Source organism: Haliea sp. E1-2-M8, from assembly GCF_030649675.1.
Classification (GTDB): Bacteria; Pseudomonadota; Gammaproteobacteria; order Pseudomonadales; family Halieaceae; genus Haliea.
The window spans coordinates 19,886-46,097 of record NZ_JAUTDR010000013.1 but is presented as its reverse complement, the minus strand read 5'-3'; the positions used below and the strand labels follow the sequence as shown (position 1 = coordinate 46,097).

The 26,212-nt window shown below is 64.0% G+C and carries 23 protein-coding genes; 20 read left to right on the top strand and 3 right to left on the bottom strand.

Annotated features, from left to right (window positions below; translation table 11 throughout):
- From Q6D67_RS12435 to Q6D67_RS12395, 9 genes are all read left to right on the top strand, one after another.
- The coding region (locus Q6D67_RS12435; protein ID WP_304705938.1) for a glycosyltransferase at nucleotides 1-1,897 on the top strand (1,897 nt) is incomplete at its 5' end.
- Complete coding sequence (locus Q6D67_RS12430) at nucleotides 1,894-5,277, top strand: glycosyltransferase (RefSeq protein ID WP_304705937.1); 3,384 nt, start codon at nucleotides 1,894-1,896, stop codon at nucleotides 5,275-5,277. The genes Q6D67_RS12435 and Q6D67_RS12430, both read left to right, overlap by 4 nt.
- Nucleotides 5,274-6,107 (top strand): hypothetical protein, encoded by an 834-nt coding sequence (locus Q6D67_RS12425; RefSeq protein ID WP_304705936.1) that lies wholly within the window; start codon nucleotides 5,274-5,276, stop codon nucleotides 6,105-6,107. Before Q6D67_RS12430 ends, Q6D67_RS12425 begins: the two co-directional genes overlap by 4 nt.
- Nucleotides 6,104-6,802 carry a hypothetical protein gene (locus Q6D67_RS12420; RefSeq protein ID WP_304705935.1) on the top strand — a complete coding sequence of 233 codons (699 nt, stop codon included), beginning with the start codon at nucleotides 6,104-6,106 and terminating at the stop codon, nucleotides 6,800-6,802. Before Q6D67_RS12425 ends, Q6D67_RS12420 begins: the two co-directional genes overlap by 4 nt.
- The gene (locus Q6D67_RS12415; RefSeq protein WP_304705934.1) at nucleotides 6,799-7,800 is read left to right on the top strand and encodes a glycosyltransferase family 2 protein; all 1,002 of its coding nucleotides are present in this window, start codon (nucleotides 6,799-6,801) and stop codon (nucleotides 7,798-7,800) included. Before Q6D67_RS12420 ends, Q6D67_RS12415 begins: the two co-directional genes overlap by 4 nt.
- A gap of 9 nt (nucleotides 7,801-7,809) precedes the next feature.
- Nucleotides 7,810-8,598, top strand: a complete 789-nt coding sequence (locus Q6D67_RS12410; RefSeq protein WP_304705933.1) for a class I SAM-dependent methyltransferase — start codon at nucleotides 7,810-7,812, stop codon at nucleotides 8,596-8,598.
- Nucleotides 8,599-8,604: 6 nt separating this feature from the next.
- A complete protein-coding gene (locus Q6D67_RS12405; RefSeq protein ID WP_304705932.1) occupies nucleotides 8,605-9,648 on the top strand; it encodes a hypothetical protein in 1,044 nt (347 codons plus the stop codon).
- A 28-nt stretch (nucleotides 9,649-9,676) separates the two neighbouring features.
- Entirely contained in the window at nucleotides 9,677-10,567 is an 891-nt protein-coding gene (locus tag Q6D67_RS12400; protein ID WP_304705931.1) for a glycosyltransferase family 2 protein, read from the top strand.
- A gap of 34 nt (nucleotides 10,568-10,601) precedes the next feature.
- Nucleotides 10,602-11,387 carry an FkbM family methyltransferase gene (locus Q6D67_RS12395; protein ID WP_304705930.1) on the top strand — a complete coding sequence of 262 codons (786 nt, stop codon included), beginning with the start codon at nucleotides 10,602-10,604 and terminating at the stop codon, nucleotides 11,385-11,387.
- On the opposite strand, the gene Q6D67_RS12390 is transcribed toward Q6D67_RS12395, so the two are convergent.
- From Q6D67_RS12390 to Q6D67_RS12380, 3 genes are read right to left on the bottom strand one after another with little or no spacing between them, the layout of a single operon-like run.
- Nucleotides 11,332-12,744, bottom strand: coding sequence for a sulfatase (locus Q6D67_RS12390; RefSeq protein WP_304705929.1), 1,413 nt, complete (start codon nucleotides 12,742-12,744; stop codon nucleotides 11,332-11,334). The two genes, Q6D67_RS12395 and Q6D67_RS12390, sit on opposite strands and share 56 nt — an antisense overlap.
- A 25-nt stretch (nucleotides 12,745-12,769) precedes the next feature.
- Nucleotides 12,770-13,954 (bottom strand): acyltransferase, encoded by a 1,185-nt coding sequence (locus Q6D67_RS12385; protein WP_304705928.1) that lies wholly within the window; start codon nucleotides 13,952-13,954, stop codon nucleotides 12,770-12,772.
- On the bottom strand, nucleotides 13,951-14,304 hold the full coding sequence (locus Q6D67_RS12380) for an MGMT family protein (protein WP_304705927.1): 354 nt from the start codon (nucleotides 14,302-14,304) through the stop codon (nucleotides 13,951-13,953). Before Q6D67_RS12380 ends, Q6D67_RS12385 begins: the two co-directional genes overlap by 4 nt.
- A 206-nt stretch (nucleotides 14,305-14,510) precedes the next feature.
- On the opposite strand from Q6D67_RS12380, the gene Q6D67_RS12375 reads away from it, so the two are divergent.
- The 11 genes from Q6D67_RS12375 (at nucleotide 14,511) to ribF (ending at nucleotide 26,202) form a co-directional block, all read left to right on the top strand.
- Nucleotides 14,511-14,924, top strand: coding sequence for an FxsA family protein (locus Q6D67_RS12375; RefSeq protein WP_304705926.1), 414 nt, complete (start codon nucleotides 14,511-14,513; stop codon nucleotides 14,922-14,924).
- Nucleotides 14,925-15,063: 139 nt separating this feature from the next.
- A complete protein-coding gene (locus Q6D67_RS12370; protein WP_304705925.1) occupies nucleotides 15,064-15,354 on the top strand; it encodes a co-chaperone GroES in 291 nt (96 codons plus the stop codon).
- Between the two features lie 47 nt (nucleotides 15,355-15,401).
- Nucleotides 15,402-17,054, top strand: coding sequence for a chaperonin GroEL (gene groL, locus Q6D67_RS12365; protein ID WP_304705924.1), 1,653 nt, complete (start codon nucleotides 15,402-15,404; stop codon nucleotides 17,052-17,054).
- 110 nt (nucleotides 17,055-17,164) lie between these two features.
- Nucleotides 17,165-17,791 (top strand): urate hydroxylase PuuD, encoded by a 627-nt coding sequence (locus tag Q6D67_RS12360; RefSeq protein WP_370551960.1) that lies wholly within the window; start codon nucleotides 17,165-17,167, stop codon nucleotides 17,789-17,791.
- Nucleotides 17,792-18,032: 241 nt separating this feature from the next.
- Entirely contained in the window at nucleotides 18,033-18,809 is a 777-nt protein-coding gene (locus tag Q6D67_RS12355) for a hypothetical protein (protein ID WP_304705922.1), read from the top strand.
- A 26-nt stretch (nucleotides 18,810-18,835) separates the two neighbouring features.
- Nucleotides 18,836-20,359 carry a fumarate hydratase gene (locus Q6D67_RS12350; RefSeq protein ID WP_304705921.1) on the top strand — a complete coding sequence of 508 codons (1,524 nt, stop codon included), beginning with the start codon at nucleotides 18,836-18,838 and terminating at the stop codon, nucleotides 20,357-20,359.
- Nucleotides 20,360-20,363: 4 nt separating this feature from the next.
- Entirely contained in the window at nucleotides 20,364-21,812 is a 1,449-nt protein-coding gene (gene sbcB, locus Q6D67_RS12345; protein ID WP_304705920.1) for an exodeoxyribonuclease I, read from the top strand.
- Between the two features lie 83 nt (nucleotides 21,813-21,895).
- Nucleotides 21,896-22,918, top strand: a complete 1,023-nt coding sequence (locus Q6D67_RS12340) for an aspartate carbamoyltransferase (protein ID WP_304705919.1) — start codon at nucleotides 21,896-21,898, stop codon at nucleotides 22,916-22,918.
- A complete protein-coding gene (locus Q6D67_RS12335) occupies nucleotides 22,908-23,528 on the top strand; it encodes an NUDIX domain-containing protein (protein WP_304705918.1) in 621 nt (206 codons plus the stop codon). The genes Q6D67_RS12340 and Q6D67_RS12335 overlap by 11 nt, the downstream gene beginning before the upstream one ends.
- Nucleotides 23,529-23,561: 33 nt before the next feature.
- Nucleotides 23,562-25,163: a murein biosynthesis integral membrane protein MurJ gene (gene murJ, locus Q6D67_RS12330; RefSeq protein WP_304705917.1), complete on the top strand. Its 1,602-nt coding sequence runs from the start codon at nucleotides 23,562-23,564 to the stop codon at nucleotides 25,161-25,163.
- 76 nt (nucleotides 25,164-25,239) lie between these two features.
- A complete protein-coding gene (ribF, locus tag Q6D67_RS12325; protein ID WP_304705916.1) occupies nucleotides 25,240-26,202 on the top strand; it encodes a bifunctional riboflavin kinase/FAD synthetase in 963 nt (320 codons plus the stop codon).
- Nucleotides 26,203-26,212: the final 10 nt, after the last annotated feature.

Here is a 26,212-nt window from a genome sequence, read left to right as displayed (position 1 = left end):
CGGCCCCCCCCCCCGCGGCTGGTACCGGCGCTTCCCGGCGCGGGAGGCGGACGTGGCCGCCCTGTTTCCGCTCTCGGTCAGGCACCCGGAAACCGCGGTGTTTTCCAGCCCGGAGCACAATCCGTCCCTGTCGGTCGAGGATATCGACCGCTGGCTGAATGTGCATGCCCCGGGTGCGACCTTCGACATCCCATTCTTCGCCGGTGAATCGGCGCTGATCGACGTCGAGCGACTGGGTACTACGCCCGCGGCCGATGACACTGAGCTGGCGGAACGGGTGCGCGAGCGCGGCGGGCTGATCCTGGCTACGGACAATGTATTTATCGATGACCGGGAGGGCCCGCCGCAGTCGCTGCCCGCATCAGCGTTCCCCGCCTGGCAGACGGCGATAACCCGGCGCCATCCGCTCACTGGTCTGCGCCACGCCCTGACCGAACTCTCCTCGCGCGGTGAAGCGCCCGGGGCGGAAGTTCCGCAGGTCCAGCCCGCCAGGCTGCACATTAGCCATAGCTGGGGCGGTGGCCTGGGACGCTGGGTCGAGGACTTTGTCGATGCCGACACCGGCCACCGCAGTTTCGTGCTTCGGCCCATCGGTGACCTGACCGCCTTCGGCCAGACCCTCGCCCTGTATAGTGCCCGTAACCTGACCGTCCCGATCCGGACCTGGACCCTGGCGGAGCCCATCCTCTCCACCGCCATCGCCCACCACGAGTACCGCCAGCTCGTCGCCGGTGTCCTGGCGGAATTCGCCATTGAATCCGTGATCCTCTCATCCCTGATCGGGCACGCAATCGACATTCTCCGGCTGGAGCTGCCGGTGATTGTGGTCTGCCACGACTTCTACCCTTTTTGTCCGCCGATCCTGGCCACCTGGGAAACACCTTGCTCGCAGTGCGACGCGGCACGCCTGCGCGACTGCCTGCAGAACAACCCCGGGCACCGCTTCTTCCAGTACGAACAGGCGCCGCACTGGCTGGCATTACGCGCTGCCTTCATCTCGACGGTGGTTGAGAGAAATATTGCGCTGGTCGCGCCCAGCGCCTCCGTTGCGGCGCGGATGCGCAGCCTCATGCCGGAGTTGCGCGAGCACGCCATTCAGGTGATTGCCCACGGCCTGCCGCAGCCGGTACTGACCAGCCTGGCGGTGCTTGAACCAGAGCGGGATTCGCACCTGGATCCACAGCCCAGGCTGCGCATTGTTGTGCTCGGCAGCCTGGAAGCGCACAAGGGTGCGGCCTTGCTGCAGGCGATCATCGAGCCGCTGGCGGAATTTGCCACCGTCGTGCTGGTGGGCAGCGGCGAAGGCGGCAGCACCTTTGCCGGCTTGCCTCAGGTGGAAGTCAGCGACGGCTATGAGCGTGAGGAGCTGGGCGCGCTGCTGGCGGCGGCGCGGCCGGATATCGGCCTGCTGCTGTCGGTCGTGCCGGAGACCTTCAGCTATACCCTGAGTGAGTTGCACGCCTCCGGCGTACCGGTCGCTGCCACCGCCATGGGCGCTTTTGCCGACAGAATCCGGCACGGTGACAATGGCTGGTTGTATGCACCCGATGCGGACGCGCTGCTGGACCTGCTGCGGTCGCTGGCGGCGAATTCGGCAGAGATCGCGCGCGTCCGGGCGACGGTAGCAGCCACAAAGCCGCGCACCGCCGCCGAGATGGTTGCCGACTACGATCGGATCTTGCCGCCTGCGGATGGGTTCCTGCCGCGGCCACTGGACCCTGATTCGGCCCAGGCGGGAACGAACAGTCGCAATATCAAGATCAATCCGGAGGCCAGGTTTCGCGATGTATTTCGCGAATTCTGGGACTATGCCCGGCGGAAAGTGCATAACACCGAAAAACTGCCTCGCGGGGTGACTCGCGTGCTGCTGTGGCTGATGAAGGTGCTATACCGATGACTAACGTGGTTGTGCTGGGCATGCACCGATCGGGCACGTCGATGGTCGCCCATCAGCTGCATGCCTTTGGCCTGGAGGCGGGCTCCGAAGCCGAGTTGCTGGCGCCGCGGGAGGACAATCCCGCGGGCTTCTGGGAGCGCCGGGATGTGGTCGCACTGAATGATGAGATCCTGCGTGCCACGGGTGGCGCCTGGTTCATGCCGCCGGCCATGGATCAGCTGACGCCTACAGACTATCAGGAGCAGGTGGCCGCGATTGTTGCCGCCCTGCCCGAGGCTGGCTGGCTGTTGAAGGATCCGCGCATGCTGCTGACCTGGCCCGTTTGGCAGCCGCACCTGCAGGGGGCGCTGCGGGTATTGGTCTATCGTGGACCCTGTGCGGTGGCGGTGTCACTCAACCGGCGCAATGGTTTTCCCCTCGCCCTGGGGCTGGCATTGTGGGAGTACTACAACCGCCTGGTGCTGGACCTGGCTGCCGGCGCCGATGTGGTGGCGTTGAGCTACGAGACCTTCGTCCGCGATCCCGCGGGACAAACCGGGGCGCTATTCAATCAGCTTGAAGGTCTGGGTGCCCGTGGCCTTTCCAGGCCCGGTCGCAGCGTGTTCGAGCCCCACTTGCAGCACAGCGGATCCGCAGTCGATGCCCTGGCGCGGGCCCAGGCGCTGCTGACCCCGGCGCAGCGGGTACTGGACGAGGCCCTGGTCGCTGTTTGCGCCAATGCCGGGTCAGCACCCAAGCCGGTGCCAGCGGATGACCTGCTGTTGGCCAGAATCCGCGACATGGCAGGCGCAATGCGCGAGCTTGCCACCGTCCGGGAAACAGCCCTGCAGCGTGATGAGCTGCAGGAAAAATTCGACATCTGCGCCGGGCAGATGCAGAGCGAGCAGGAGAGAGCGCGGGAACTGCTGGCCCAGCGGGACGAAGCCGTATCACAGCTCGACGCGACAACCTCGGCGCTGGCCGACGCGAGAGCCGAGGCCGCGGAGCTGCTGCAGGTCATCACCGGTATTCACTCGCGCCTGTTGAGCTTTGAGCTCTCTCTCATCGGCAGGCTGCAGCGCGCCCTGCGCAGGGTTTATGCCGCGCTGCGCTTGCGTGTTTCCACCCCGGGGGCTTACGAGGACGTGCTGGCGGAGGCCAGGATGCACTTTTCCCTGCACCATCTGCAACTGCCTGGCAAAGTGCCGGGCAAGCTCTCCCAGCTCAGTGCGGTATGCCGCTATATAGTCAAGCACCCGGTATCTTCCTTTCGCGGCGTAAGTGTCTTTCGGCTACAGCGCGCGCTGGAGATCATGATCAGGTCCACTCCGGCGGATTTCAGTGTCTGGGTGCAGAGCCGGTTCCCCGAGATCGTCCACCCGGGGGAGGGTGGGGTGCCCTCTGAGCTTGGCCCGGAACTGGATACTCTGGAGCTGGAGTTCCCCGCAGTCAGCACGCCGCTGGTCTCGATAATTGTGCCGGTCTACAACAGCTACCGCATGACAATGCACTGTCTGGCATCGATTCTTGAGCACACTCTGGACGTGAGTTATGAAGTCGTCCTGGCGGATGATCATTCCACTGATGCCACCGCGAGTATCGGGCAACGGGTCCGCAATATCCGCATCCTCAGAAGCGAGAAGAACCAGGGCTTTCTGCTCAATTGCAACGGTGCCGCGGCGACAGCCTGCGGCCGCTATCTGGTGTTCCTGAACAATGATACCGCGGTCTGCAAGGGCTGGCTGCAACCCATGCTCACGCTGCTGGAACAGCGCCCGGATGCCGGTGTGGTCGGTCCCAGACTGTTGTTCCCCGACGGCAAGCTGCAGGAGGCGGGCGGCATCATCTGGCGTGATGGCTCGGGATGGAATTACGGCCGCTGTGATGATCCGCGGAAGCCGGAATACGAGTACGTCAAGGAAGTAGACTATGTCTCTGGCGCCTGCCTGATGCTCCCCAGGGCGCTGTGGTCGCGCCTCGGTGGTTTCGATACGCGCTTTGCCCCGGCCTACTACGAGGATACGGACCTGTGCTTCGCGGTGCGCCAGGCCGGCTACAAAGTGCTGTACCAGCCGCAGTCCTCGGTGTTCCACTACGAAGGCGTCAGCAACGGCACGGACCCGGGCAAGGGGGTAAAGCGGTTTCAGGCCAGGAATCGGGAGATATTCTGCGCCAAGTGGCAGGCGGTGCTCGAGTGGGAGCACTTCGCCAATGCCGAGCACGTGTTTCTCGCCAGGGACCGCTCGCGCGCGCGCAACTGCATTCTGGTCATTGATCACTATGTGCCGCACTACGACAAGGATGCGGGCTCGCGCTCGACGCTGATGTATATCCGGCTCATGGTCAACATGGGCTTCAAGGTCGTGTTCCTCGGCGCCAACTTTTTCCCCCATCAGCCCTATACCCGGGTGCTGCAGGAGATGGGAGTGGAGGTATTGGTGGGAGAGTACAGCGCTCGCTATCTGGATCGCTGGCTGCACGATAATGCGCGGTATATCCACAGAATATTCCTCCACCGGCCGCATGTGGCGGAACAGTTCCTGCCGCACATCTACAAGATGCGCCCGCGGCCGAAAATCGTCTTCTTCGGCCATGACCTGCACTATCTGCGGGTTGAGCGCGAACAGGAGCTGCTGGGCGAGGCGTCGCTGAAAAGTGCGGCGATGAGCTGGAAAGCGCGGGAGTTCGCGGTGTTCGAGAAGGTGGACGTGATCTATTATCCATCCTCGATTGAAGTGCAGGCGCTGCACACCGAAAGCCCGACCCTGAACGTTCGCGCGATACCGCTGTACATCTTCGATGACATTGCCGTGCCCGACTACGATCCTGTGCAGCGGCAGGACATTCTCTTTGTTGCCGGTTTCAATCATCCGCCCAACGTGGATGGCCTCTGCTGGTTTGTCGAGGAGGTGATGCCGCTGCTGGCAAGCCAGTGTCCAGGTTTCCACCTCCATGTGGTGGGGTCCAATCCCACCGAAGCAGTCCTGGCCATGCAGTCGGCGCAGGTCACGGTACACGGGTACATTTCCGACCAGGCGCTGGCCGAACTGTATCGCTCCGTGGGGTGCAGCGTGGTGCCGCTGCGCTATGGCGCGGGGGTCAAGGGCAAGGTGCTGGAAGCGATCCAGCACGGGGTGCCGTTGGTGACCACCAGCATTGGCGCCGAGGGGATTCCCGGCGCAGCCGATATCATGTTCGTTGCCGACAGCGCCAGATCTTTCGGCGATGCAATTGTCGAGGTACTCGCGGCTGGCGGTACTGTTTACGAGAAGCTCGATCGCTACGGCTCCTGGCTGCACCAGAACTTCGGCCGGGAGCAAGCCGAGAAGATCATTCTGGAAGATTTCGGCCCGGTTGCATCGCGCTTTGCCGGCGGCCCCGATAACGGGGGGCGGAAGTGAGGAATATCATTCTGCACGGTCACATTTTCAAGAACGCCGGGACCTCCCTGGACTGGTCCCTGACCCGGAGTTTCGGCGACGCGTTTCTGGACCATCGCGATGACCAGGCCATGCGTCGCCACGGCGGGTGTCATCTCGCGGAGGTACTGGCGGAGAATCGCGATTTGATGGCGCTGTCCAGCCACCACCTGCCGCGGGATATACCGGCACTGCCCGGGGTGCGTCTGCACTGTATTTATCTGCTGCGGCACCCGCTGCTGCGAATCCGCTCCGTGTACGACTTTGAACGCGAACAGCAGGCGGATACCCTCGGCGCCCAGGCGGCCAAGCGAATGTCGTTCCGCGAGTATGTTGCCTGGCGCATGGAGCCAGATACGCCGCCGACAATCCGCAATTTCCAGACCCTCTATCTTTCGAAAAAAAAACGCTCACGTGCCCGGGCGGCCCGTGCCCTGCCCCAGTTTTTTGATGCATTGGTATACACTCAGTCCCTGCCGGTGGTCGGCATTGTCGAGTTGTACGACCAGAGCATGGTGTTGCTGGAAGAAAAGTTGCGACCCCATCTGCCGACCCTGGACCTAGCCTACATTCCCCAGAATGTGTCTGGCAACCCGGTGGCAGCGGTCGATGACGAGCAGCGCGTGGCGCTGATTCTGAAAGAGCTGGACGACCTCGGCAAATCGGTGATCGACAACAACAGCTATGATCTGGCGCTTTACCAGGCGGCCCTGGAAACCCTGAGGGCCGCCACCAGCAGGTTGCCCGGCTTTGCCGAGAAGCTGGCCGGCTTCCGCGAGCGCTGCCAGATGTTGCGGGGGAAGCAAAGGTGAGCGCACAGCCCGGCCGCGTGATCGCAATTCTGGGCATGCACCGCAGCGGCACCAGCTGCCTCACTGGCTCCCTGCAGGAGGCGGGCCTGGACCTGGGTGATTGCCATACCTGGAATCCGTACAACCTCAAGGGCAACCGCGAGAATCAGGCCTTTGTCGATTTGCATGACAGTATTCTGGCGGCCAATGGCGGCGCCTGGGACGCACCTTCCGCCTCTCGCGTCTGGCTGGAATCCCATCGCCAGATCGCGCGAGACCTGCTGGCGTCCCACGCTCATCTGCCGATCTTGGGGTTCAAAGATCCCCGGGCCCTGCTGTTGCTGGAGGGCTGGAAGGAGCTGCTGCCGAATCTGGAGTATGTGGGTATATTCCGTCACCCGGAAGCCGTTGCCCAATCCCTGCGCAACCGCAGCAGGATGCCCAGGGAGCAGGCCCTGTCGCTCTGGTATGCCTACAACCGCATTCTCTACCGGGAGCATCGTCGCCTGCGCTTCCCCCTGCTCTGCTTTGATGAAGACGAGGCATTGTTCACCGCCAAGGTCGATACGGTGATCGCCAGCTTGCAGTTGCAGCCACCGGCTGAACCGCAGCGGTTCTATGACAACGAGCTCAGGAATTACTCCGCGGTTGACGAGGGACGCCTGCCCTGGCGCCTGCGCTGGCTGTACCACCGGTTGCGGCGCGCAAGTCTGTGAGCGGCTTCCAGTCATTGGCGCGAATGGTCGGGCGTCTGCGGGGCTCCCCGCCCGGGCAGCCGCAACTGAGTCTGGTGCTGATCGTCTATGACATGCCGGAGCAGGCCGCGAACACCATCCGTTCCCTGCTACCCGGCTACCAGCGCGACGTCAGCGGCAGCGAGTACGAACTGATTGTGGTCGAGAACGCCTCGAGCAACACTCTCAGCGCCGGGTTCCTGCAGGACCTGCCGGCCAATGTGCACTACCACCTGCGGCAGAACCCGGAACCCAGCCCCGCACAGGCCATCAATTTCGGTGCCAGCCAGGCGCAGGGCGGCGCCGTGTGCGTCATGATCGACGGTGCCAGAATGGTCACCCCGGGCGTTGTTTGCAACCTGCTCGCGGCTCACCGCAGCTTCCCGCGGGCAGTGGTCTCGATTCCCGGCTACCACCTCGGCCGGGAGTTGCAACAGACGGCAGTGGGCAGTGGCTATGACCGCGACACCGAGCGCGACTTGCTGGCGTCCATTGCCTGGCCCGAGGACGGCTATCGATTGTTTGATGTCGCCTGTTTCAGTGGCTCATGCAGGCCTGGATTTTTCCTGCCCAATAGCGAGAGTAATTGCATCAGCATACCGCTGGATGTTTGGCATACATTGAGCGGATTCAATACGCTGTTCGATTTGCCCGGAGGCGGGCTCATCAATCTCGATTTCTACAAGCGCGCCTGCGAGCTTCCCGAAGTACAGCATGTTATTGTTCCCGGCGAGGGCACCTTTCATCAGTTCCATGGTGGCGTGACCACCGGAGGTGTAAGCAGGGAGATGCGAGAAGACTATATTGAGCGGAGCCGCAACCAGTACCGCGCGCTGCGGGGAGCTGATTTCAGCAGCCCGCGGACCAGCCCCGTGTATCTGGGTGCGATTCCGGCCCAGGCGCAAAAATTTGTACACTATTCTGCGGCCCGCGCCCTGCGCAGCCTGGGTGAAGCCCCCCTGCCCGACAGCACAGCCTGAGGAGGCCATGTGACCAGCACGCTTTATTTCCCGCCTTCCCTGCAGCGTTTCGAACCCCGGCGCATGGTGTTCAGCACCTGGGTCGATCACCTGCCTTTCGCCTACGACCTGGTCACCGCGATTCGGCCGCAGGTGGTGGTTGAGCTGGGCGTCTACAACGGTTTGTCCTTTTTCACGTTCTGCCAGGCCATGGTGGAGAACGATATTGACGGTGTCGCCTACGCCATTGACTGCTGGGAAGGGGATGAGCATACGGACGCCTACGATGACAGCATCTTCAAGGACGTCCAGCACCACGCCCGCGAGCACTACCGGGGCTTTACCTACCTGCTGCGGATGTATTTCAACGAGGCGCTGCGGCACTTTGAGCAGGACAGCATCGATCTGCTGCACATCGATGGCCTGCACACCTACGAGGCGGTCAAGGAAGACTTCGAGAACTGGTATCCCAAGGTAACGCCCGGTGGCATTGTCCTGTTCCACGATGTGATGGCGCGAATCAAGGACTTCGGTGCCTGGAAATTCTTTGCTGAGCTGGAGCAGGAGCACGAGGAAATCTTCAGGTTCAATCACGGCTTCGGCCTCGGCGTGCTGCGCAAGCCCGGCGGCAATCCCCCGCACACCGAACTGACTGAGCTGCTGTTCTCCCGCGACCCGGAGACCCACAAGCGCCTGCGGCAATTGTATTCCCATGCCGCGCATTTTCTGGAGGCGAGGCGGCAGGCAAAACGGTTCAAGCCCAAGGACCATGCCGAGGCCGACAAGGGCGGCCAGGGCAAGCAGGCGGGGGAGGGCTAGCCTGTTGTGGCGAGCTCAGTCGCAGGCGTATTGAGCGAGGCCGATGCCTTGATTGAGCAGGGCCAGTGGCAGCAGGCGCTGGACTTGCTGGCAGAGTCGAATCGCGAGCAGCCCCGGGCATCCCTGCAACAAGGGATGCTGGACCTGCGTCTTCGCGCGGGCCGCGAGCGGCCGGGGAGGCCACCGGCAGCAGCACTGGCGGCGCCAGTCCAGCCGCCCGGGCTGGCCAGGGGCGAAATCCCCGAAATCCCCGTAACCGAGTTGAGCGCACAGCGGCTGTACGATGCGATCCACGGCTGTGGCGCGGCCATTGTTCGCCAGTTGGTCGACACCGAGCGGTCCGCGCAGTTGCGCGAACTGGTCGACCGGGTGGTGGCAGCGCGGGAACAGCCGGACAGGGCGCCACCCCGCGAGGATGCCGCGGCCTGGTACGCGCGCTCCGCGGAAGTCAGAGGCGCCCCCGCCCGGTTTTTCGCCAGCCCGGGCGAGTCGGTATCCGCCAGCAGCTCCATCTGGGTCGCGGATTCGCCCCGGGTGGCCTGCGAGCTGCTGGACCTGTATGCCTCCCTCGGCCTGCCTGACCTCCTGCAGGCCTATTTTGGGGAACCGGCGCGCTTGTCGGTGAAAAAATGGGTATTGCGCAAGATTGCACCGGATAACGTCGCCGAGGCCGGCTGGCACCAGGACGGCCGCTTCCTCGGCGAGGACATCCAGACCGTGAATATGTGGCTGGCGCTCAGCGATTGCGGCGGCGCCGCGCCCGCGCCGGGCCTCGATATTGTCGTCAATGGCCAGCGCGAGATCTATCCCACCGGCACGGCCGGAGCGGTGTTTGACTGGACCGTGGGGCCGGAGCTGGTGGCGACGGTGGCGGCGGAGTGTGGCGTTGCCCAACCACGGTTCGCGGCCGGAGATGCGCTGTTCTTCGATCATTACAACCTGCACCGGACGGCCTTTGCACCCCACCATACCGCAGTGCGTTACGCCATCGAGTCCTGGTTCTTTGCCGCATCGACGGCGCCACTGAAGCAGCAACCCATTCTGCTGTAGCCTTGGGCGCAGCCGCGGAAAATCGAGCATGAAGCTTTCGGTCATCGTTATTGCCTACAATATGCAGCGGGAAATACCGCGCACACTGCAGGCGCTGGCGCGGGGCTACCAGACCGCAGCCGCGGATCTTGAATACGAAGTAATCCTGGTGGACAACGGTTCCCCGACACCCTTGCGGGTGGCTGCCATGAGCGATGTGCCCGTTACACTGCTGCGTATCGATGATGCACTGGCGTCGCCGGCACAGGCGCTGAACCGGGCCGCGGCCGTCGCCAGTGGCGACATACTCTGCCTGATGGTCGATGGCGCCCATCTGCTGACGCCGGGTGTATTCGAGTGGGCCCTCCGTGGTTTCGCCGCCTTCAGCTGCCCGGTGGTTGCCGTGCGTTATTTTTATCTGGGGCCGGGCGAGCAGCCGGAAACGGTACTGCAGGGCTATGACCAGCAGGCAGAGGATGTGTTGCTGCAGCGGATCCAGTGGCCAGCGGATGGCTACCGCCTGTTCGAGGCAGGCACTCCCCTGGCCAGTGGTGCCGACCGGATCACCTGGTTCAACCGCATGTTCGAGTCCAACTGCCTGTTCCTGACCCGGGCGCACTACCACGCGATCGGCGGCAGCGATGAGCAGTTCGATCTGCCGGGGGGTGGTTTCCTCAACCTGGACCTGTACCGGCGCGCGATTGATGCGGAAGATGCCGTGGTCCTGCAACTGGTGGGCGAGGGCAGCTTTCACCAGGTCCACGGCGGTACCACCACCAACAGTGAAAACGCTGCCCGGGTTGCGCGGCTTGAGGCTTACCGGAACCAGTACCGGGAGCTGCGCGGCGATGGCCAATTGGTCAGTAGCAAGCCACTGAACTTCCTGGGCCACTTGCCGACCCAGGCGTCCAAGATACACCTGCGTCAGCGCAAACCCTGATGGCCGGTGGCGGAATGATCGGCGGAGCCCTGCGTTGAACTGGTACCGTCTGAAGAAAAGGCTGCTGTGGCCCTACATCTGCTGCCGACGCTGGCGGGAGCGGGGGCAGTCGGGCTTCATGCGCGCCGCGCTGGAACTGCACTATTACCGGCCGACCTTCTATCGCTTCATCGCCGCCAGCATTGATAACCCGGACATCATGTATGAGGCGCCGCTGGAGCACGGTGGCATCGCCCTTGATGTGGGCGCCTACCACGGTGACTGGGCGGCGCGGGTGTATGAGAAATACCAGGCCCGCATTTACGCCTTCGAGCCGGATCCACCTTCCATAGCGTTTCTGCGCCAGCGCTTCGCGGCGGTGCCGAATATCAGATGTCTGCCCTTTGGCCTTGGCGGTGAGGATGCGCGGCTATCCATGATCCAGCGCGGTATGGGTTCAACGTTGTACGAGGTGGATACCGGCGCACCCCAGCGCACGGGCGGGGTCGAAGAGCGGGTGGACGTACAGGTGCGCGATATTGTCGGGCTGCTGGACGAGCTCGGCCACGCCGATATCGATATTATCAAACTCAATATCGAGGGCGCCGAGTATGCGCTGCTGGAGCGGCTGATGAGCGCGGGGCGCCTGGGCCAGATTCGGGTGTATACCATCCAGTTCCACGAGTGGCATTCCGGCGCCCACAGTCGGCGTCGGCGCATCCAGCGCGAGCTGGCGAGAACCCATGACAAAGTGTGGGACTACCCCTTTGTCTGGGAGCAGTGGGTCAGACGCCAGTCCGCCAGAGGTCTGGAATCGGCCGTGCCAGTACCTCGCGCATGACCGCAATGTTGGCCGCAAGCAGGTCCCGGTGTGCGGAGTCGTCGGCGATGTTGCGGGTTTCGTGGGGGTCCTGCTCAAGATCGTAGAGGATGTTTACGTCCGCCACCGAGTGCCAGATATGCTTGTAGCGCCCCCGGCGCAGCATCGGGGTGCCCTCCATGGTGCCGCAAAACACGGCCCGATCAGCTTCCGCAGCGGCGCCCGCCAATACCGTGGCCAGGCTTGACGATTCCATATCCGCGCAGGGCTTGACCAGGCCCACACGTTCCAGAACCGTGGCGACATAGTCAAAGCTTTGCACGGGCGAGCTCACGCGGCGCCCCCCGGCGACACCGGCCCCGGCCATGAAGAACGGAACGCGCGCCAGGTCGTCGAAGGGCAGCCAGGGGATTTTGCCGAGGAACCCGCGATGCCCACCGTAGTCGCCGTGGTCCGACAGAAAGATCACCAGGGTGTTCGCAAGGTCCACCTGCTGCAGAATTTCACCGATGGTATCGTCGACGTGCCTGATGCCGGCACGGATGGCGGCGAGAACCTTGCGCAGATGATCCTCGCTGTGCCGGTCCACTCGCTGCGGGGCAAAAAACTCGCCCGCCTGAGGGGGTTCCATGATCTCGGAAAAAGGCCAGGGCAGGCCCCGGTTGCTGTCGATCGTCGAGGTCGGGAGTGTCTCCTCCCCGGGTGGGAACATCGATGCATAGGGCTCTGGCGGGCTAAAGGGCGTGTGCGGGTCGGTGTAGGAGACGACTGCAAACCACGGCGGCGCTGCCTCAGGCCGGCCGCCGGCCTGTCCGGCTTCCAGAAACTCGAGCGCGTGCCGGGTGATCCAGCGGGTGGGATGTGCCTCAGCCTCGTAGGGAAACACTTTTGGCACCGTCGGTCGCACGAAGCGCAGATCCTTGCGCCCGGTGGAAAGGATCCAGCGCCGGTAATCATCCTGCTCCCGCGGGTCGTACCCGGCGGGCAGGTGCTCACAGGTATGCATGACATCGAAGCCGTGTTGCGCGCGGATAGGGGCAAAGTGCATTTTCCCGAACAGCCCCGTTCGATAGCCCGCATCGCGCAGGGCGTGGGCCAGGGTCCAGAATCCCTCCCGCAAGGCCAGGCCACTGTTGGTCTGCGCCCGGGGGCGCCAGCCGCCGGTCGGTACCCGGTGCGGCAGCAACCCGGTCATCAGCGAGGAACGGGCGGGAATACAGGCGGTATCGCTGCTGTAGGCGTGGTCAAAAATAACCCCACCGGCCGCGAGCTGGTCCAGGTGGGGCGTATCCGAGGTGCCGTCGCCGCGATAGTAGCCCGGGGAGTCGTAGCGCTGCTGATCGGTCATCAGTAGCAGTATGTTGGGTGTGGCCGGCATGTGATGGACTCGTTAGTTGCAGGGCTCAGAGCGGGATCCGTCGCTTCAGCTGCAAAAAGGGTTTCTCTATTATGGTGTAGCTTATCCAGGACAGCAGGAGGGACAGCAACAGCGCCGCGGTGACAACACCGTACAGCCACCAGGAACTCGGGAAAACCTCGGCTCCCAGACGCTCCCGTATCGGGTATAGCAGGTAAAACAGGACTGGCACATGCACCAGGTACAGGGAGTAGGACAATTTGCCGGTGAGCGCGAGGCTGCGGTTCACCAGCAGCCCCAGGCCCGGTAGCCGGCACAGCAGCAGGCAGAGGATAAACAGTGCCCACAGGGCTGCCTCCCAGGTGTGATGCAGGTGCCAGTGGAGCTCGGCCTGTTGGTCGCCCAGCGTCGCGACGCGCGCCAGCACCCGTTCAAGCAGCAGCAGGATCGCCAGGCACAGCAGCAGGCCACCATGGCGCCAGGCAGAGAGCTGCCTGACCACTGGCTGCCAGCGGCAGGCCCGCAGGTAGATCGCCGCGGCCGCAATACCGAGCAGGAACGCAGGCAGACGCGCGAAAATGGATTTTGTGTACAAAAACGACTGTTGGGCGGCACCGGCATCCGCCTCGAGCACCAGGGTGACGTAGGCGTACAGCCAGCCCAGGAACAGAGCCGCGCCGAGCAGGCGTGAGCGGCGGTCGCCTAGCCAGAGTGACATGAGCAGTGGCAATAGCAGATAGAACTGGATTTCGGTTGCCAATGTCCACCACACCACGCTGTAGGGGAAGGCGTCGAAACCCACGAACTGGAACGTCGCCGCCTGGACAATTGTCGCGCTATTACCGGTAACGAGCCAGGTCAGCAGCAGCGCACTGTAGTACAGGGGCAGGATGCGCAGCGCCCGCGCTTTCAGGTACTGGGCCACCGAAGGTCTGGGCCGGCCGCGCTGGTGCAGGTGCTTGAGCCAGGGCAGCGCCAGCAAAAAGCCGCTGAGCACGAAGAACAGGGTGACCCCAGTATTGCCGGCGACGATGAAGCTCAGGCCCGGTGCAGGCGCACCCGCCAGCTGCAGGCCGCTGATACCCCAGGCGTGGAACAGGAATACCAGCAATATGGCGATACCGCGCACGCTTTCCAGTGGCCGCAGGTAGCCGCTGCGGTCGCGCACTCCCTCGGCGAGGTCCACCGCGGGAGCCACATTGGTGCGCCCGGTGGCGGGAGTCGTGCTCACTCGCAAGACACTGCTCTCCCAGGTTCGCTTCCCGGCTGCCAGCGGCAGTTGCGCAGGTCTATCCGACCGCTGGCGGACAGGGCGACTCCCTCCCGCAGGAGCCGCTGCCTCTGCAGCTCTGCGGACGCTGAACCGGCGGGCAGGGAAAGTCTTCCCGCACTGTTGACTACTCGATGCCAGGGTATGCGGCTGCTCGCGGGCAATTGCCGCAGGGCCATTCCCACCCTCCGCGCCGCCCGGCCCAGACCCGCCTGCCGCGCCACATCACCGTAGGTAGCAACCCGCCCCACCGGGATCAGGGCGACCACCTGCCAGATGCGCTGGTTGTTATCGGGTTCAGGCCGGTCCACGGGGTGTCCGCGTTTCCTGTAGTGGGTGAGCGCCATGGTGGGAGTTTTCGCTGCCGAGGGCAAGATCTCTGTCGGTACCTGATCTCTGCCGGTACCCGCGGGCACCGTTTCCAGCAGCGGGAGGCGGTGCCGACGACCCCGCCTGATTTGTTTGCCTCGCTTGTATTCCGCTACCGCGCCCGCATACTGTCAGCTGGAGGCTCACTATGCGCTACATCATCATCCTGCTGCCCTGGCTGGAACTGTTCACCCTGATCCAGCTGGGGGTTGAGACCAGCGCGCTCACCGCCCTGGGGTACGTCCTGGTCACCCTGATGCTGGGCCTGTGGCTGCTTCGGCGGCAGGGCCAGGGCATGTTCCAGCGCCTGCGCGAGGCCCAGGAGGGCGCGGTGCTGGGCCCGCAACTGCTGCTGGACGATATGGTCGTGGGCCTGGCGGGGCTGCTGCTGATGGTGCCGGGAATCATTTCGGATGTCGCCGCGCTGGTGGTGCTGATCGGCCCCCTGCGGCGCAAGTTGCAACGCTGGTTTGGCGGCCCGCAGCCGGAGCCCTACCGGCCAGAGCGCGACCCCTCCGACCCCACCACTCTGGAAGGCGAATACCGCCGACTGGACGATTGACGTTTTTTTGGCACTCTTTTGCCTAGAGTGCCAAAAAGCCCCTTGAAATCCATTTCGCTGCCCCAATATCCCGAGCAAGCCCCCAAGGGGTCTGCCCCGTGCGGGCCTGTATAACACTGTAACCAGGAGAATTTAATCAATGAAAATCCGTCCGCTGTACGACCGCGTGGTCGTTCGTCGCAAGGAAGAAGAAGAAACCACAGCTGGTGGCATCCTTCTGCCAGGTTCCGCCAAGGAAAAACCGAATCAGGGTGAGGTGATTGCCGTAGGCGAAGGCAAGGTTCTGGAAAATGGCGAAGTGCGCCCCCTGGCTGTCAAAGTCGGCGACCGCATTGTTTTCGGCCAGTACGCCGGCAGCAACACCATTGAGATCGATGGCGAGAAGCTGATCATCATGGGTGAGAGCGAGATCTTTGCCATCGTCGAGTAGGACGCTCCAGTAACCTCGTAACCTATTGAATATTAAGGATTCTGATCATGGCAGCAAAAGACGTAATTTTTGGTGATGACGCTCGTCATCGTATGCTGAAAGGCATCAACGTGCTGGCAGACGCCGTCAAGGCGACTCTGGGCCCCAAGGGCCGCAACGCGATTATCGATAAATCATTCGGTGCCCCCACCGTAACCAAGGACGGTGTGTCCGTGGCCAAGGAAATCGAGCTGAAGGACAAGTTCGAGAACATGGGCGCACAGATGGTCAAGGAAGTCGCTTCCCAGGCCTCCGACCAGGCTGGTGACGGCACCACCACCGCCACCGTGCTGGCCCAGGCCATTGTCAACGAAGGCCTCAAGGCCGTGGCCGCCGGCATGAACCCCATGGACCTGAAGCGCGGCATCGACAAGGCCATTGCCGCTGCCGTGGCCAAGATCCAGGAGTCTTCCATCCCCTGTGAAGACACCAAGGCCATTGCCCAGGTGGGCACCATCTCCGCCAACAGCGACCACGCCATCGGCAAGATCATTGCCGAAGCGATGAACAAGGTCGGCAAGGAAGGCGTAATCACGGTTGAGGAAGGTTCCGGCCTGGACAATGAACTGGACGTGGTAGAGGGCATGCAGTTCGACCGCGGCTACCTCTCCCCGTACTTCATCAACAACCAGGAGAACATGAACGCCGACCAGGAATCGCCTTACATCCTGCTGGTGGACAAGAAAATCTCCAACATCCGCGAAATGCTGCCGTTGCTGGAGCAGGTTGCCAAGTCCTCCCGTCCGCTGGTTATCGTGGCCGAAGATGTGGAAGGCGAAGCGCTGGCTACCCTGGTGGTCAACAACATGCGCGGTATCGTCAAGGTTGCTGCCTGCAAGGCACCCGGCTTCGGCGACCGCCGCAAGGCGATGCTGCAGGATATCGCCGTTCTGACCGGTGGTACGGTGATCTCCGAGGAAGTGGGCCTGGATCTGGAATCCGCTACCCTGGAACACCTGGGCAGCGCCAAGCGCGTGACCATGGACAAGGACAACAGCACCATCATCGACGGTGCCGGTGAAGCTGCTGCCATCGAAGCCCGGGTCAAGGAAATCCGTGTCCAGATCGAGAACACCTCCTCTGACTATGATCGCGAGAAACTGCAGGAGCGCGTGGCCAAGCTGGCTGGCGGTGTCGCAGTGATCAAGGTTGGCGCAGCCACCGAGATGGAAATGAAAGAGAAGAAGGCCCGCGTTGAGGACGCCCTGCACGCGACCCGTGCGGCTGTCGAAGAAGGCGTGGTTGCTGGTGGTGGTGTGGCCCTGATCCGCGCTGTCGACGCGATTCGCGGTCTGACTGGTGACAACCAGGACCAGAACGCCGGTATCGCCGCGGCACTGCGCGCCATGGAAAACCCGCTGCGCCAGATCGTCGCGAACGCTGGTGGCGAAGCGTCTGTTGTGCTGGACAAGGTTCGCCAGGGCAAGGGTAACTACGGTTACGATGCGGCGACCGGTGAATATGGCGACATGATCGAACTGGGTATTCTCGATCCCGCCAAGGTCACCCGCACCGCGCTGCAGGCAGCCGGTTCTGTCGCCGCGCTGATGATCACCACCCAGGTGATGGTCGCCGATGCGCCGGAAGAGAAGGACGCCGGTGGTGGCATGCCCGACATGGGCGGCATGGGCGGAATGGGTGGCATGGGCGGCATGATGTAAGCCGAGTTCCATTCAGACCCCTGAAACCCCGCCTTGTGCGGGGTTTTTTTTCGCCTGTAAGGTGTACAATCCGTTGTGGAAATAACGACAACAAGGAGATTCACATGTCCATGTACATTATCGAATTCATCTTCCGCTGGGCCCACGTCCTGTTCGGCATCACCTGGATCGGGATGCTGTACTACTTCAACTTCGTGCAGACCGAGTACTTCAAGGAAGCCGAGGCCGGCGCCAAGGCCGACGCGATGAAGAAGCTGGCACCGCGGGCACTGTGGTGGTTCCGCTGGGGTGCGATGTTCACTCTCCTCACCGGTCTGGTGCTGTTGATGTCACCGACGGTTGGCGCCTTCAACAACTTTGGCGGCAGCGCGGTGATCTGGGTCGGTTCCCTGGCCGGCATCCTGATGTTCCTCAACGTCTGGCTGGTCATCTGGCCGAAGCAGAAGATCGTGCTCGGGCTGGCTGAGGGCGACGGGCCGGCGGCGGCCGCGAAGGCGGGCCTGGCCTCGCGCACCAACACCCTGCTCTCCGGGCCGATGCTGTTTGGCATGCTGGGTTCCAAGCACCTGCCTATCGAAGCGAGCACTACCGGACTGATCGCCTGTGCGGTGTTGATCCTGGCGCTGGAAGCCAATGGCCTGTTCGGCAAACTGGGCCCTATGGCCAAGGTGGTCGGCGTTATCCACATGAGCATCCTGCTCACCGGTGTAGTCTGGGCCCTGCTGGCCTTTTTGTAGGAGCCCGCTCCGCGGGCGATCGCGCACAGAGTGCGCTCCTACAGGGAAGCGTATTTGTAGGAGCCCGCTCCGCGGGCGATCGCGCACGGAGTGCGCTCCTACAGGGAAGCGTATTTGTAGGAGCCCGCTCCGCGGGCGAAACCATCGCGCGGGGACCGCGCTCCTACGGATTTGCGCGCACTGCACTGGCGCGCTCGTGCATGTATAATGCCTGCTCCATTTTTCTCCCCAGCGGCTGACCATGGCTCAGGACGATCTCGACCACATGCCCCCCATCGTGCCGTCCCGGGAAACCGGGCAGCACTATGACACCCCCAAATCCCGCGGCAGCAAGCCGGACAAGCCCCGCGGCGGCCAGCGCCCGCCCGCGGGGTCCGGCAATGGCGGTGGTGGCGGCGCGGGTTGGCTGGCGCGCCTGTTTATCGCCGTGGCACTGGTGACGGCCGGCGGCGCCTGTTACTGGGCTTTTCAGTTGCAGGAACAGCTGGAACAGGCCAATGTCCAGATGGAGCGCTACGCCAACCGGATCGGTGATCTCGAAGCCCGACTGTCGGATACCGACGAGGGCCTGAGCCAGAATACCCAGGCCATGGCGGTCAAGATCAAGGAGCTCTATTCGGAAGTGGACAAGCTGTGGGCCTCCGCCTGGCGGCGCAACAAGGCTTCCATCGAGGAGCTGGAGAAAACCAGCACCAGCCAGGTGCGGAAAGTGGCCGCTGCAGAAAAGACCATCGCCGCCAACCAGTCCCAGCTCAAGAGCGCGGCCAGCGATATCGCCCGGCTGAAAAGCGTTGCCGGGGACCTGGAGCGGCTGATGGCCAGCGCCCGGGCCAACCAGACCGAAGTGGAGCGGGTGGCGGACAGCCTCAACCGCTTCAACGTCGAGCTGACCAAATTGAACAAGCGGGTTGCGGACAACGAGGAGTGGGTAAACTCCATCAATTCCTTCCGCGCCCAGATCAATCGCACCGTCAGTGAACTGCAGACCTCAGTGAGGAACCTGCAGACCACGCCCTGACGCCAGACCAACCAAGGACTCCTGCCATGACTGTTATCCGCCAGGATGATGTGATCGACAGCGTCGCCGACGCCCTGCAATTCATTTCCTACTATCATCCTCTGGATTTCGTCAAGGCCGTACACGAGGCCTGGCAGCTGGAGCAAAATCCGGCGGCGAAGGACGCCATGGCCCAGATCCTGATCAACTCGCGCATGTGCGCCGAGGGCCACCGTCCCATCTGCCAGGATACCGGGATCGTTACCGTGTTCCTGAAAATCGGTATGGACGTGCGCTGGGACGCGACCCTGTCGGTCGCGGACATGGTCAACGAGGGCGTGCGCCGCGCCTACCTGCACCCGGATAATGTGCTGCGTGCCTCCATCCTCGAGGATCCGGCGGGGGCCCGCCGCAACACCAGGGACAACACGCCGGCGGTGATCCACATGGAGGTGGTGCCCGGCAATACTGTGGACGTGCAGGTGGCGGCCAAGGGCGGCGGCTCCGAGAACAAGTCCAAGCTGGCCATGCTCAACCCCTCCGACAGCATCGTCGACTGGGTGGTGAAGACCTTGCCCACCATGGGCGCTGGCTGGTGTCCGCCGGGTATGCTGGGGATCGGTATTGGCGGCACCGCGGAAAAAGCCGCAGTGATGGCCAAGGAAGCCCTGATGGACCCGATCGACATCCACGAGCTGCGCCAGCGCGGCCCCGGCAATCGCGCGGAAGAGCTGCGGCTGGAAATCATGGACGCGGTGAACCGATTGGGCATCGGCGCCCAGGGCCTGGGTGGGCTGACCACGGTGCTGGACGTGAAGATCAAGGATTTCCCGACCCACGCGGCCTCGCTGCCGGTGGCGATGATCCCCAACTGTGCCGCCACCCGTCACGCGCACTTTGTTCTCGACGGCTCCGGCCCGGCCCTGCAGACGCCACCGGACCTGGACGACTGGCCGGATATCGACTGGGAGGTTGGCGAGCAGGTGCGCCGGATCAATCTCGACACCGTCACGCCGGAGGAAGCGGCCCAGTGGCAGCCCGGTGACACCCTGCTGCTGTCGGGCAGGATGTTGACCGGCCGCGACGCCGCACACAAGAAGATGAAGGAGCTGATCGAGAGCGGCGAAGGCCTGCCGTCGGCGGTGGACCTCAAGGGCCGCTTTATCTACTACGTGGGCCCGGTGGATCCGGTGCGCGACGAGGTGATGGGCCCTGCCGGCCCCACCACCGCCACCCGTATGGACAAGTTTACCGACTTCATTCTCGAGCACACCGGCCTGCTGGGCATGATCGGCAAGGCCGAGCGTGGCCCCACCGGTATCGAGGCCATCAAGAAGCACAAGGCGGTGTACCTGATGGCAGTGGGGGGTGCGGCCTACCTCGTCTCCAAGGCTATTACCTCCGCGCGCGTGGTTGCCTTCCCGGAGCTGGGCATGGAGGCGATTTACGAGTTCGAGGTGAAGGACATGCCGGTGAGCGTGGCAGTGGATGCCCGCGGCGTTTCCGTGCACGAGCTGGGCCCGAAGATCTGGAAGGCGAAGATCGAAGAACAGGCCATCGAGCTCATCTGAGCGCATGGCCTCCCCCAGCTTCTACTGGCACGACTACGAAACCTTCGGCACGGATCCCTCCCGGGACCGTCCGGTGCAGTTTGCGGGGTTGCGCACCGACGCCGAGCTGAATGTGGTCGGTGAGCCGCTGGTGATCTACGCCCGCCCCGCCGATGACTTCCTGCCCCATCCCCAGGCCTGCCTGGTCACCGGTATCAGCCCTCAGCTGGCGCTGGAGAGAGGCGTGCCCGAGTGCGAGTTCATCGCCCGCATTCACGCCGAGCTGGCCCAACCCGGCACCTGCGGCGTGGGTTACAACTCCCTGCGCTTCGACGATGAATTCACTCGCTACACCCTGTACCGCAACTTCTTTGATCCCTATGCGCGCGAGTGGCAGCAAGGCAACTCGCGCTGGGACCTCATCGATCTGCTGCGCACCGCCTGGGCCCTGCGCCCGGAGGGCATTGAATGGCCTCTGCGCGAGGACGGCCACGCCAGCTTCCGGCTGGAGGAGCTGACCGCGGCCAACGGCATCGCCCACACCGCTGCCCACGACGCGCTGTCGGATGTGGAGGCCACCATTGCCATGGCGCGACTGGTGCGGGAGCGGCAGCCGCGGCTGTATGACTACGTGCTGCGCAGCCGCGACAAGCGCACGGTACAGGCGCAGCTGGATATTGCCGGTATGAAACCGGTGCTGCACATCTCCGGCATGTTTGGCGCCGAGCGTTTCAATACCGCGCTGATGGTGCCGCTGGCGGCGCATCCAGACAACCGCAACGAGGTGATATGCTTCGACCTCAGCGCCGATCCCGCGCCCCTGCGCGACCTGTCCGCCGAGGCGCTGCGCGAATTGCTGTTTGCGCGCCGCGATGAGTTGGCCCCGGGCCAGCAGCGGCCGGGACTGAAAACCGTACATACCAACCGCTGCCCGGTGCTGGTGCCGGCGAAGATGGCAGACCCGGCGATTGCCGCCCGTATCGGGCTGGACGGGGAGTGCTGTCGCCGACACCTGGCCTTGCTGCGGCAATGGCGGGAGCAGGATGGCGCCGGCATGACGGAAAAGTTGCAGGGCGTGTACCAGGGCCGCAGCTTCCCGCCGGTCAGCGATCCCGATCGCATGCTCTACAGCGGCGGTTTCTTCGCCGATCAGGATCGCCGCACCATGGATGCAGTGCGTGCCGCGGATCCGGAAACACTGGCGCAGCAGAGTTTTGCCTTTGCGGATGCGCGCCTGCCGGAGATGCTGTTCCGCTACCGTGCCCGCAACTATCCCGGTACGTTGGCAGCGGCGGAACGGGCCCAGTGGGACGAGTTCCGCTTCCAGCGCATTACCGAGCCGGAGGCGGGCGCCAGTATCTGTCTGGAAGAGTACCTGGCCCTGGTCGAGACGCTGTTGCAGCAAGAGCGCCCCGAGCCCCAGCAACAGCTGCTGCAGGACCTGCTGGATTACAGCGATACCCTGCTGGCCTGAGGCGGGAATCATTGCGGGCCATGGGCAAGCTCGCCAGCGTGCCCGTATAATGGCCGCACACCAACTCCGGGGAGTTTGATCGCGTGCAGTTTGCCGGTAGCCATATCCTGTCCATCACCCAATTCGAACGCCCCGATGTCGAAAATCTGTTCGCGGTGGCAGATCGGATGCAACCCTACGCCCACCGGCGCCGCGCTACCAAGGTGCTGGACGGCGCCATCCTCGGGGCCATGTTCTTCGAGCCCAGCACCCGCACCCGGGTCAGCTTCGGCAGCGCCTTCAACATGCTGGGCGGCGAGGTGCGCGAGACCACGGGTTTCGAGATGTCGGCCATCGCCAAGGGTGAGTCCCTGTACGATACAGCGCGGGTGCTGAGCGGCTACTCCGACATTATCGTCATGCGCCACCCCCAGGAGGGTTCGGTGGCGGAGTTTGCCGCAGCCAGCCGGGTGCCGGTGCTGAATGGGGGCGACGGCAGCAACGAGCACCCCACCCAGGCACTGCTGGATCTGTACACCATCAAGAAGGAGCTGGCCGGGCGCGGCCGCGGGATCGACCAGCTGCGTATCGCCATGGTCGGCGATCTGCGCTACGGCCGCACGGTGCACTCGCTGTGCAAGCTGCTGCGGCTGTTCGACGACATCCAGGTGGTGCTGGTGTCGCCCGAGGAATTGCGCATGCCGCCGGCGATCGTCGAGCAGTTGCGGGCGGCGGGTCACCAGGTGCTGGAGTCGGAAGCGCTGGAGGCGAGCATCCGCAATGTGGATATCGTCTATTCCACGCGGATCCAGGAGGAGCGCTTCAGCTCCCAGCAGGAGGCGGACCTCTATCGCGGCCGCTTCCGCCTCAACCAGAGCATCTACACCGAGCACTGCGAGCCCAACACCGTGATCATGCACCCGCTGCCGCGGGATTCCCGGGTCACCGCCCGGGAGCTGGACGACGACCTCAACGATAACCCGAACCTGGCGATCTTCCGCCAGACGGACAACGGGATGCTGGTGCGCATGGCCCTGTTTGCCCTGGTGCTGGATGTGGCGGACCAGGTAGACAAGCATGCCCGGGACGTCAACTGGTACACCGGCGGGCGCTTCGATGTCCTTTGAGCTGACTTTCGCCAGCGACGCAGTGCAGGTGCTGGAAGACAGCGTTGCCTTCAAGGGCTACTTCAGCATGCGACGCCTGGTGCTGCGGCACCGGCTGTTCGGGGGCGGCTGGAGTGAACCGCTGACCCGGGAAGTGTTCGAGCGCGGCGACGCCGTCGGCGTACTGCCCTACGAGCCGGAAACCGACAGCGTGATCCTGATCGAGCAGTTCCGCCCTGGCGCCCTGCGCGACCCCGCCACGCCCTGGATGCTGGAGCTGATCGCCGGCGTGGTCGAGGAGGGTGAGAGCGATGCGGAGGTGGCCCACCGCGAGGCGGCGGAAGAGGCGGCCTGCGAACTGGTGGAGCTGCTGCCCATTGCCAGCTATTACCCCAGTGCCGGCGCCTGCTCCGAGCATGTACGCCTGTTCTGCGGCCGGGTCAGCAGCGCCGGTGTCGGCGGCGTGCACGGCGCCCCCGGCGAGGACGAGGATATCCTGGTGCACCGGGTTCCGCGCAGCGAGGCCCTGGCCCTGCTGGCACGGGACCGGATTCCCAACGGCCACACCCTCATCGCCCTGCAGTGGCTGCAGTTGCAGGGCGACACGCTGCGCCAGCGCTGGAGCCGGTGATGGCGGGCGCCGCCGACGCATGAACCCGCTCCTGTGAGTACCGTCACACCCTCCGGCGGGCCGGAGCCCGCCGGCCCCGGGCTGCTGCGTTCCAGTGCCGTGGTCGGCAGCATGACCATGCTGTCGCGGGTGCTGGGGCTGCTGCGGGACGTGGTGATGGCGGCGGTCGTCGGTGCCAGCGCCAACGCGGACGCCTTTTTTGTCGCCTTCAAGATCCCCAACTTCCTGCGCCGCCTGTTTGCGGAGGGGGCGTTTGCCCAGGCCTTTGTGCCGGTGCTGGCGGACTACAAGGAAGATGGCAGCATTGCCGCGGTGCGCGCCCTGATTGACCGGGTAGCGGGGGTGCTGGGCGGCACCCTGCTGGTGGTCACCACCCTGGCCATCCTGGCGGCGCCCCTGGTCGCGGCCCTGTTTGCCCCGGGTTTTGTTGGCGATGCGCACAAGTTTGAGCTCACGGCGCAGATGATCCGCATCACCTTTCCCTACCTGCTGCTGATCTCCATGACCGGTTTCTGCGGCGCCATTCTCAACAGCTATGGTCGCTTTGCGGTGCCGGCCCTGACCCCGGTGTTTCTCAACCTGTCCCTGATTGCGGCGGCGCTGGTGGCCGCGCCCTGGTTCGAGGAGCCGGTATTCGCCCTGGCCTGGGGGGTGGCGCTGGCGGGGGTGGTGCAACTGCTGTTCCAACTGCCATTCCTGTACCGGCTGGACCTGGTGCCGCGGCCGCGCTGGGACACCCGCCACCCGGGGGTGCGGCGGATTCTCAAGCTTATGGTGCCGGCCCTGTTCGGGGTCTCGGTGAGCCAGATCAACCTGTTGCTGGATACCGTGTTGGCCTCCTTTCTGCCCACCGGCAGTGTCTCCTGGCTGTACTATTCCGACCGCCTGATGGAGTTGCCCCTGGGCGTATTCGGCGTGGCCATTGCCACCGTGATCCTGCCCAGCCTGTCGGCCCACCGGGCCGGCCTGCGGATGGCCCAGTTCAGCCAGACCCTGGACTGGGCCGTGCGCTCGGTGCTGCTGATCGCCGTGCCGGCAGCTATTGCCCTGCTGGTGTTGGCAGAACCGATTCTGGTGACCCTGTTCCAGTACGGCAAGTTCCGCCCCGAAGATGTGGGTATGGCTGCCCTGAGCCTGCAGGCCTACAGCCTGGGCCTGGCGGCATTCATGGCGATCAAGGTGCTGGCGCCGGGCTTCTACGCGCGCAAGGACACCGCCACCCCGGTCAAGATCGGCATCATCGCCATGGTTGCGAACATGGCGCTCAATCTGGCGTTTGTGCTGCCGCTGCTGTACCTGTACAACATCGGGCACGTGGGGCTGGCGCTGGCGACCAGCGTCGCCGCCTACCTCAATGCCGGGCTGCTGCTGCGCGGCCTGCTGCGGGAGGGTGTCTATGTGTTCCAGCCGGGCTGGGGCATCTACGGCGGGCGGCTGCTGGCGGCCTCCGCGGCCATGGTGATCGCCGTGGTCTGGCTGTGTCCGCCGACCGCTACCTGGCTGGCCTGGAGTCTGCAGCAGAGGGTGTGGTGGCTGGCGCTGACCTGCGGTGCGGGCGGTGCTGTCTATCTGGGGGTGCATATCGCACTGGGTACCCGTCTCCGGCACCTGCGCACACCCGTGCCCCCTGCGTGAGGCGGCACTGGCATAGGCTATAGCGACTCTTTTCGCTATACTCCCGGGTTCGATTTGACAGGGTACTTCCCAGTTCATGGAGCTCATCAGAGGCCTGCACAATCTGGCGCCTTCACATCGCCCCTGCGTGGCCACGATAGGCGCCTTTGATGGGGTCCATCTCGGCCACCAGGCCGTGATTCGGCAGCTGCAGGCCAAGGCGGCGGAATTCGCTCTGCCGTCGACGGTGATTGTGTTCGAGCCCCTGCCGCGGGAGTACCTGGCGCCGCTGGACGCGCCGGCGCGGATCATGAGCTTCCGGGAGAAATTCCTGGCGCTGGCGGACCTGGGCGTGGACCGCCTGCTGCGGATCCACTTCAACGAGGATTTGCGCAGCACGTCGGCACAGGCTTTCCTCGAGCGTATTTTTGTCCGCGGCCTGGGCGTGCGCTATATCGTGCTGGGGGATGACTTCCGCTTTGGCAACGACCGCGAAGGCGACATCAAGCTCATCCAGCAGCAGGGCCTGCGCTACGGCTACGAAGCGGGTTCCACCGAGACCTTTGAGCTGGGAGGTGAGCGGGTCAGCAGTACCCGCATACGCAAGGCGCTGGCGGACGGGGATTTCACCCTCGCGGAAAGGCTGTTGAGCCGCCCCTACCGGATCAGCGGCAAGGTAGTCTACGGCCGCCAGCTGGGGCGTGAGCTGGGCTTTCCCACGGCCAACATGGAATTGCATCGCCTGCGTTCGCCGTTGTCAGGCGTGTATGCGGTGACGGTAAGCGGCGCGGGGCTGGAGGATGCGCCCGCGGTGGCCAATGTCGGCACCCGGCCCACGGTGAACGACAGCATCCGGGCCAATCTGGAAGTGCATGTGCTGGAGGGCAAGCCGCAGCTCTACGGCAAGCACCTGCAGGTGACCTTCCTGCACAAACTGCGGGAAGAGGAGAAGTTTGACTCGGTGCAGGAATTGCAGCAGCAGATTGCGCGCGATGTGGCCGCGGCTGGCAACTGGCTGGCAGAACATGGAAACCGCAGCGGCAAGGTCCGCACCGGTTAACGTATTGGAA

What these genes read in the sequence shown, in the direction of transcription:
- Q6D67_RS12430 (WP_304705937.1), top strand. Translation starts at nt 1,894, where the DNA reads ATGACTAACGTGGTTGTGCTGGGCATGCACCGATCGGGCACGTCGATG.
- Q6D67_RS12400 (WP_304705931.1), top strand. Translation starts at nt 9,677, where the DNA reads ATGAAGCTTTCGGTCATCGTTATTGCCTACAATATGCAGCGGGAAATA.
- Q6D67_RS12390 (WP_304705929.1), bottom strand. Translation starts at nt 12,744, where the DNA reads ATGCCGGCCACACCCAACATACTGCTACTGATGACCGATCAGCAGCGC.
- Q6D67_RS12375 (WP_304705926.1), top strand. Translation starts at nt 14,511, where the DNA reads ATGCGCTACATCATCATCCTGCTGCCCTGGCTGGAACTGTTCACCCTG.
- Q6D67_RS12370 (WP_304705925.1), top strand. Translation starts at nt 15,064, where the DNA reads ATGAAAATCCGTCCGCTGTACGACCGCGTGGTCGTTCGTCGCAAGGAA.
- groL (WP_304705924.1), top strand. Translation starts at nt 15,402, where the DNA reads ATGGCAGCAAAAGACGTAATTTTTGGTGATGACGCTCGTCATCGTATG.
- Q6D67_RS12360 (WP_370551960.1), top strand. Translation starts at nt 17,165, where the DNA reads ATGTACATTATCGAATTCATCTTCCGCTGGGCCCACGTCCTGTTCGGC.
- Q6D67_RS12355 (WP_304705922.1), top strand. Translation starts at nt 18,033, where the DNA reads ATGGCTCAGGACGATCTCGACCACATGCCCCCCATCGTGCCGTCCCGG.
- Q6D67_RS12350 (WP_304705921.1), top strand. Translation starts at nt 18,836, where the DNA reads ATGACTGTTATCCGCCAGGATGATGTGATCGACAGCGTCGCCGACGCC.
- sbcB (WP_304705920.1), top strand. Translation starts at nt 20,364, where the DNA reads ATGGCCTCCCCCAGCTTCTACTGGCACGACTACGAAACCTTCGGCACG.
- Q6D67_RS12335 (WP_304705918.1), top strand. Translation starts at nt 22,908, where the DNA reads ATGTCCTTTGAGCTGACTTTCGCCAGCGACGCAGTGCAGGTGCTGGAA.
- ribF (WP_304705916.1), top strand. Translation starts at nt 25,240, where the DNA reads ATGGAGCTCATCAGAGGCCTGCACAATCTGGCGCCTTCACATCGCCCC.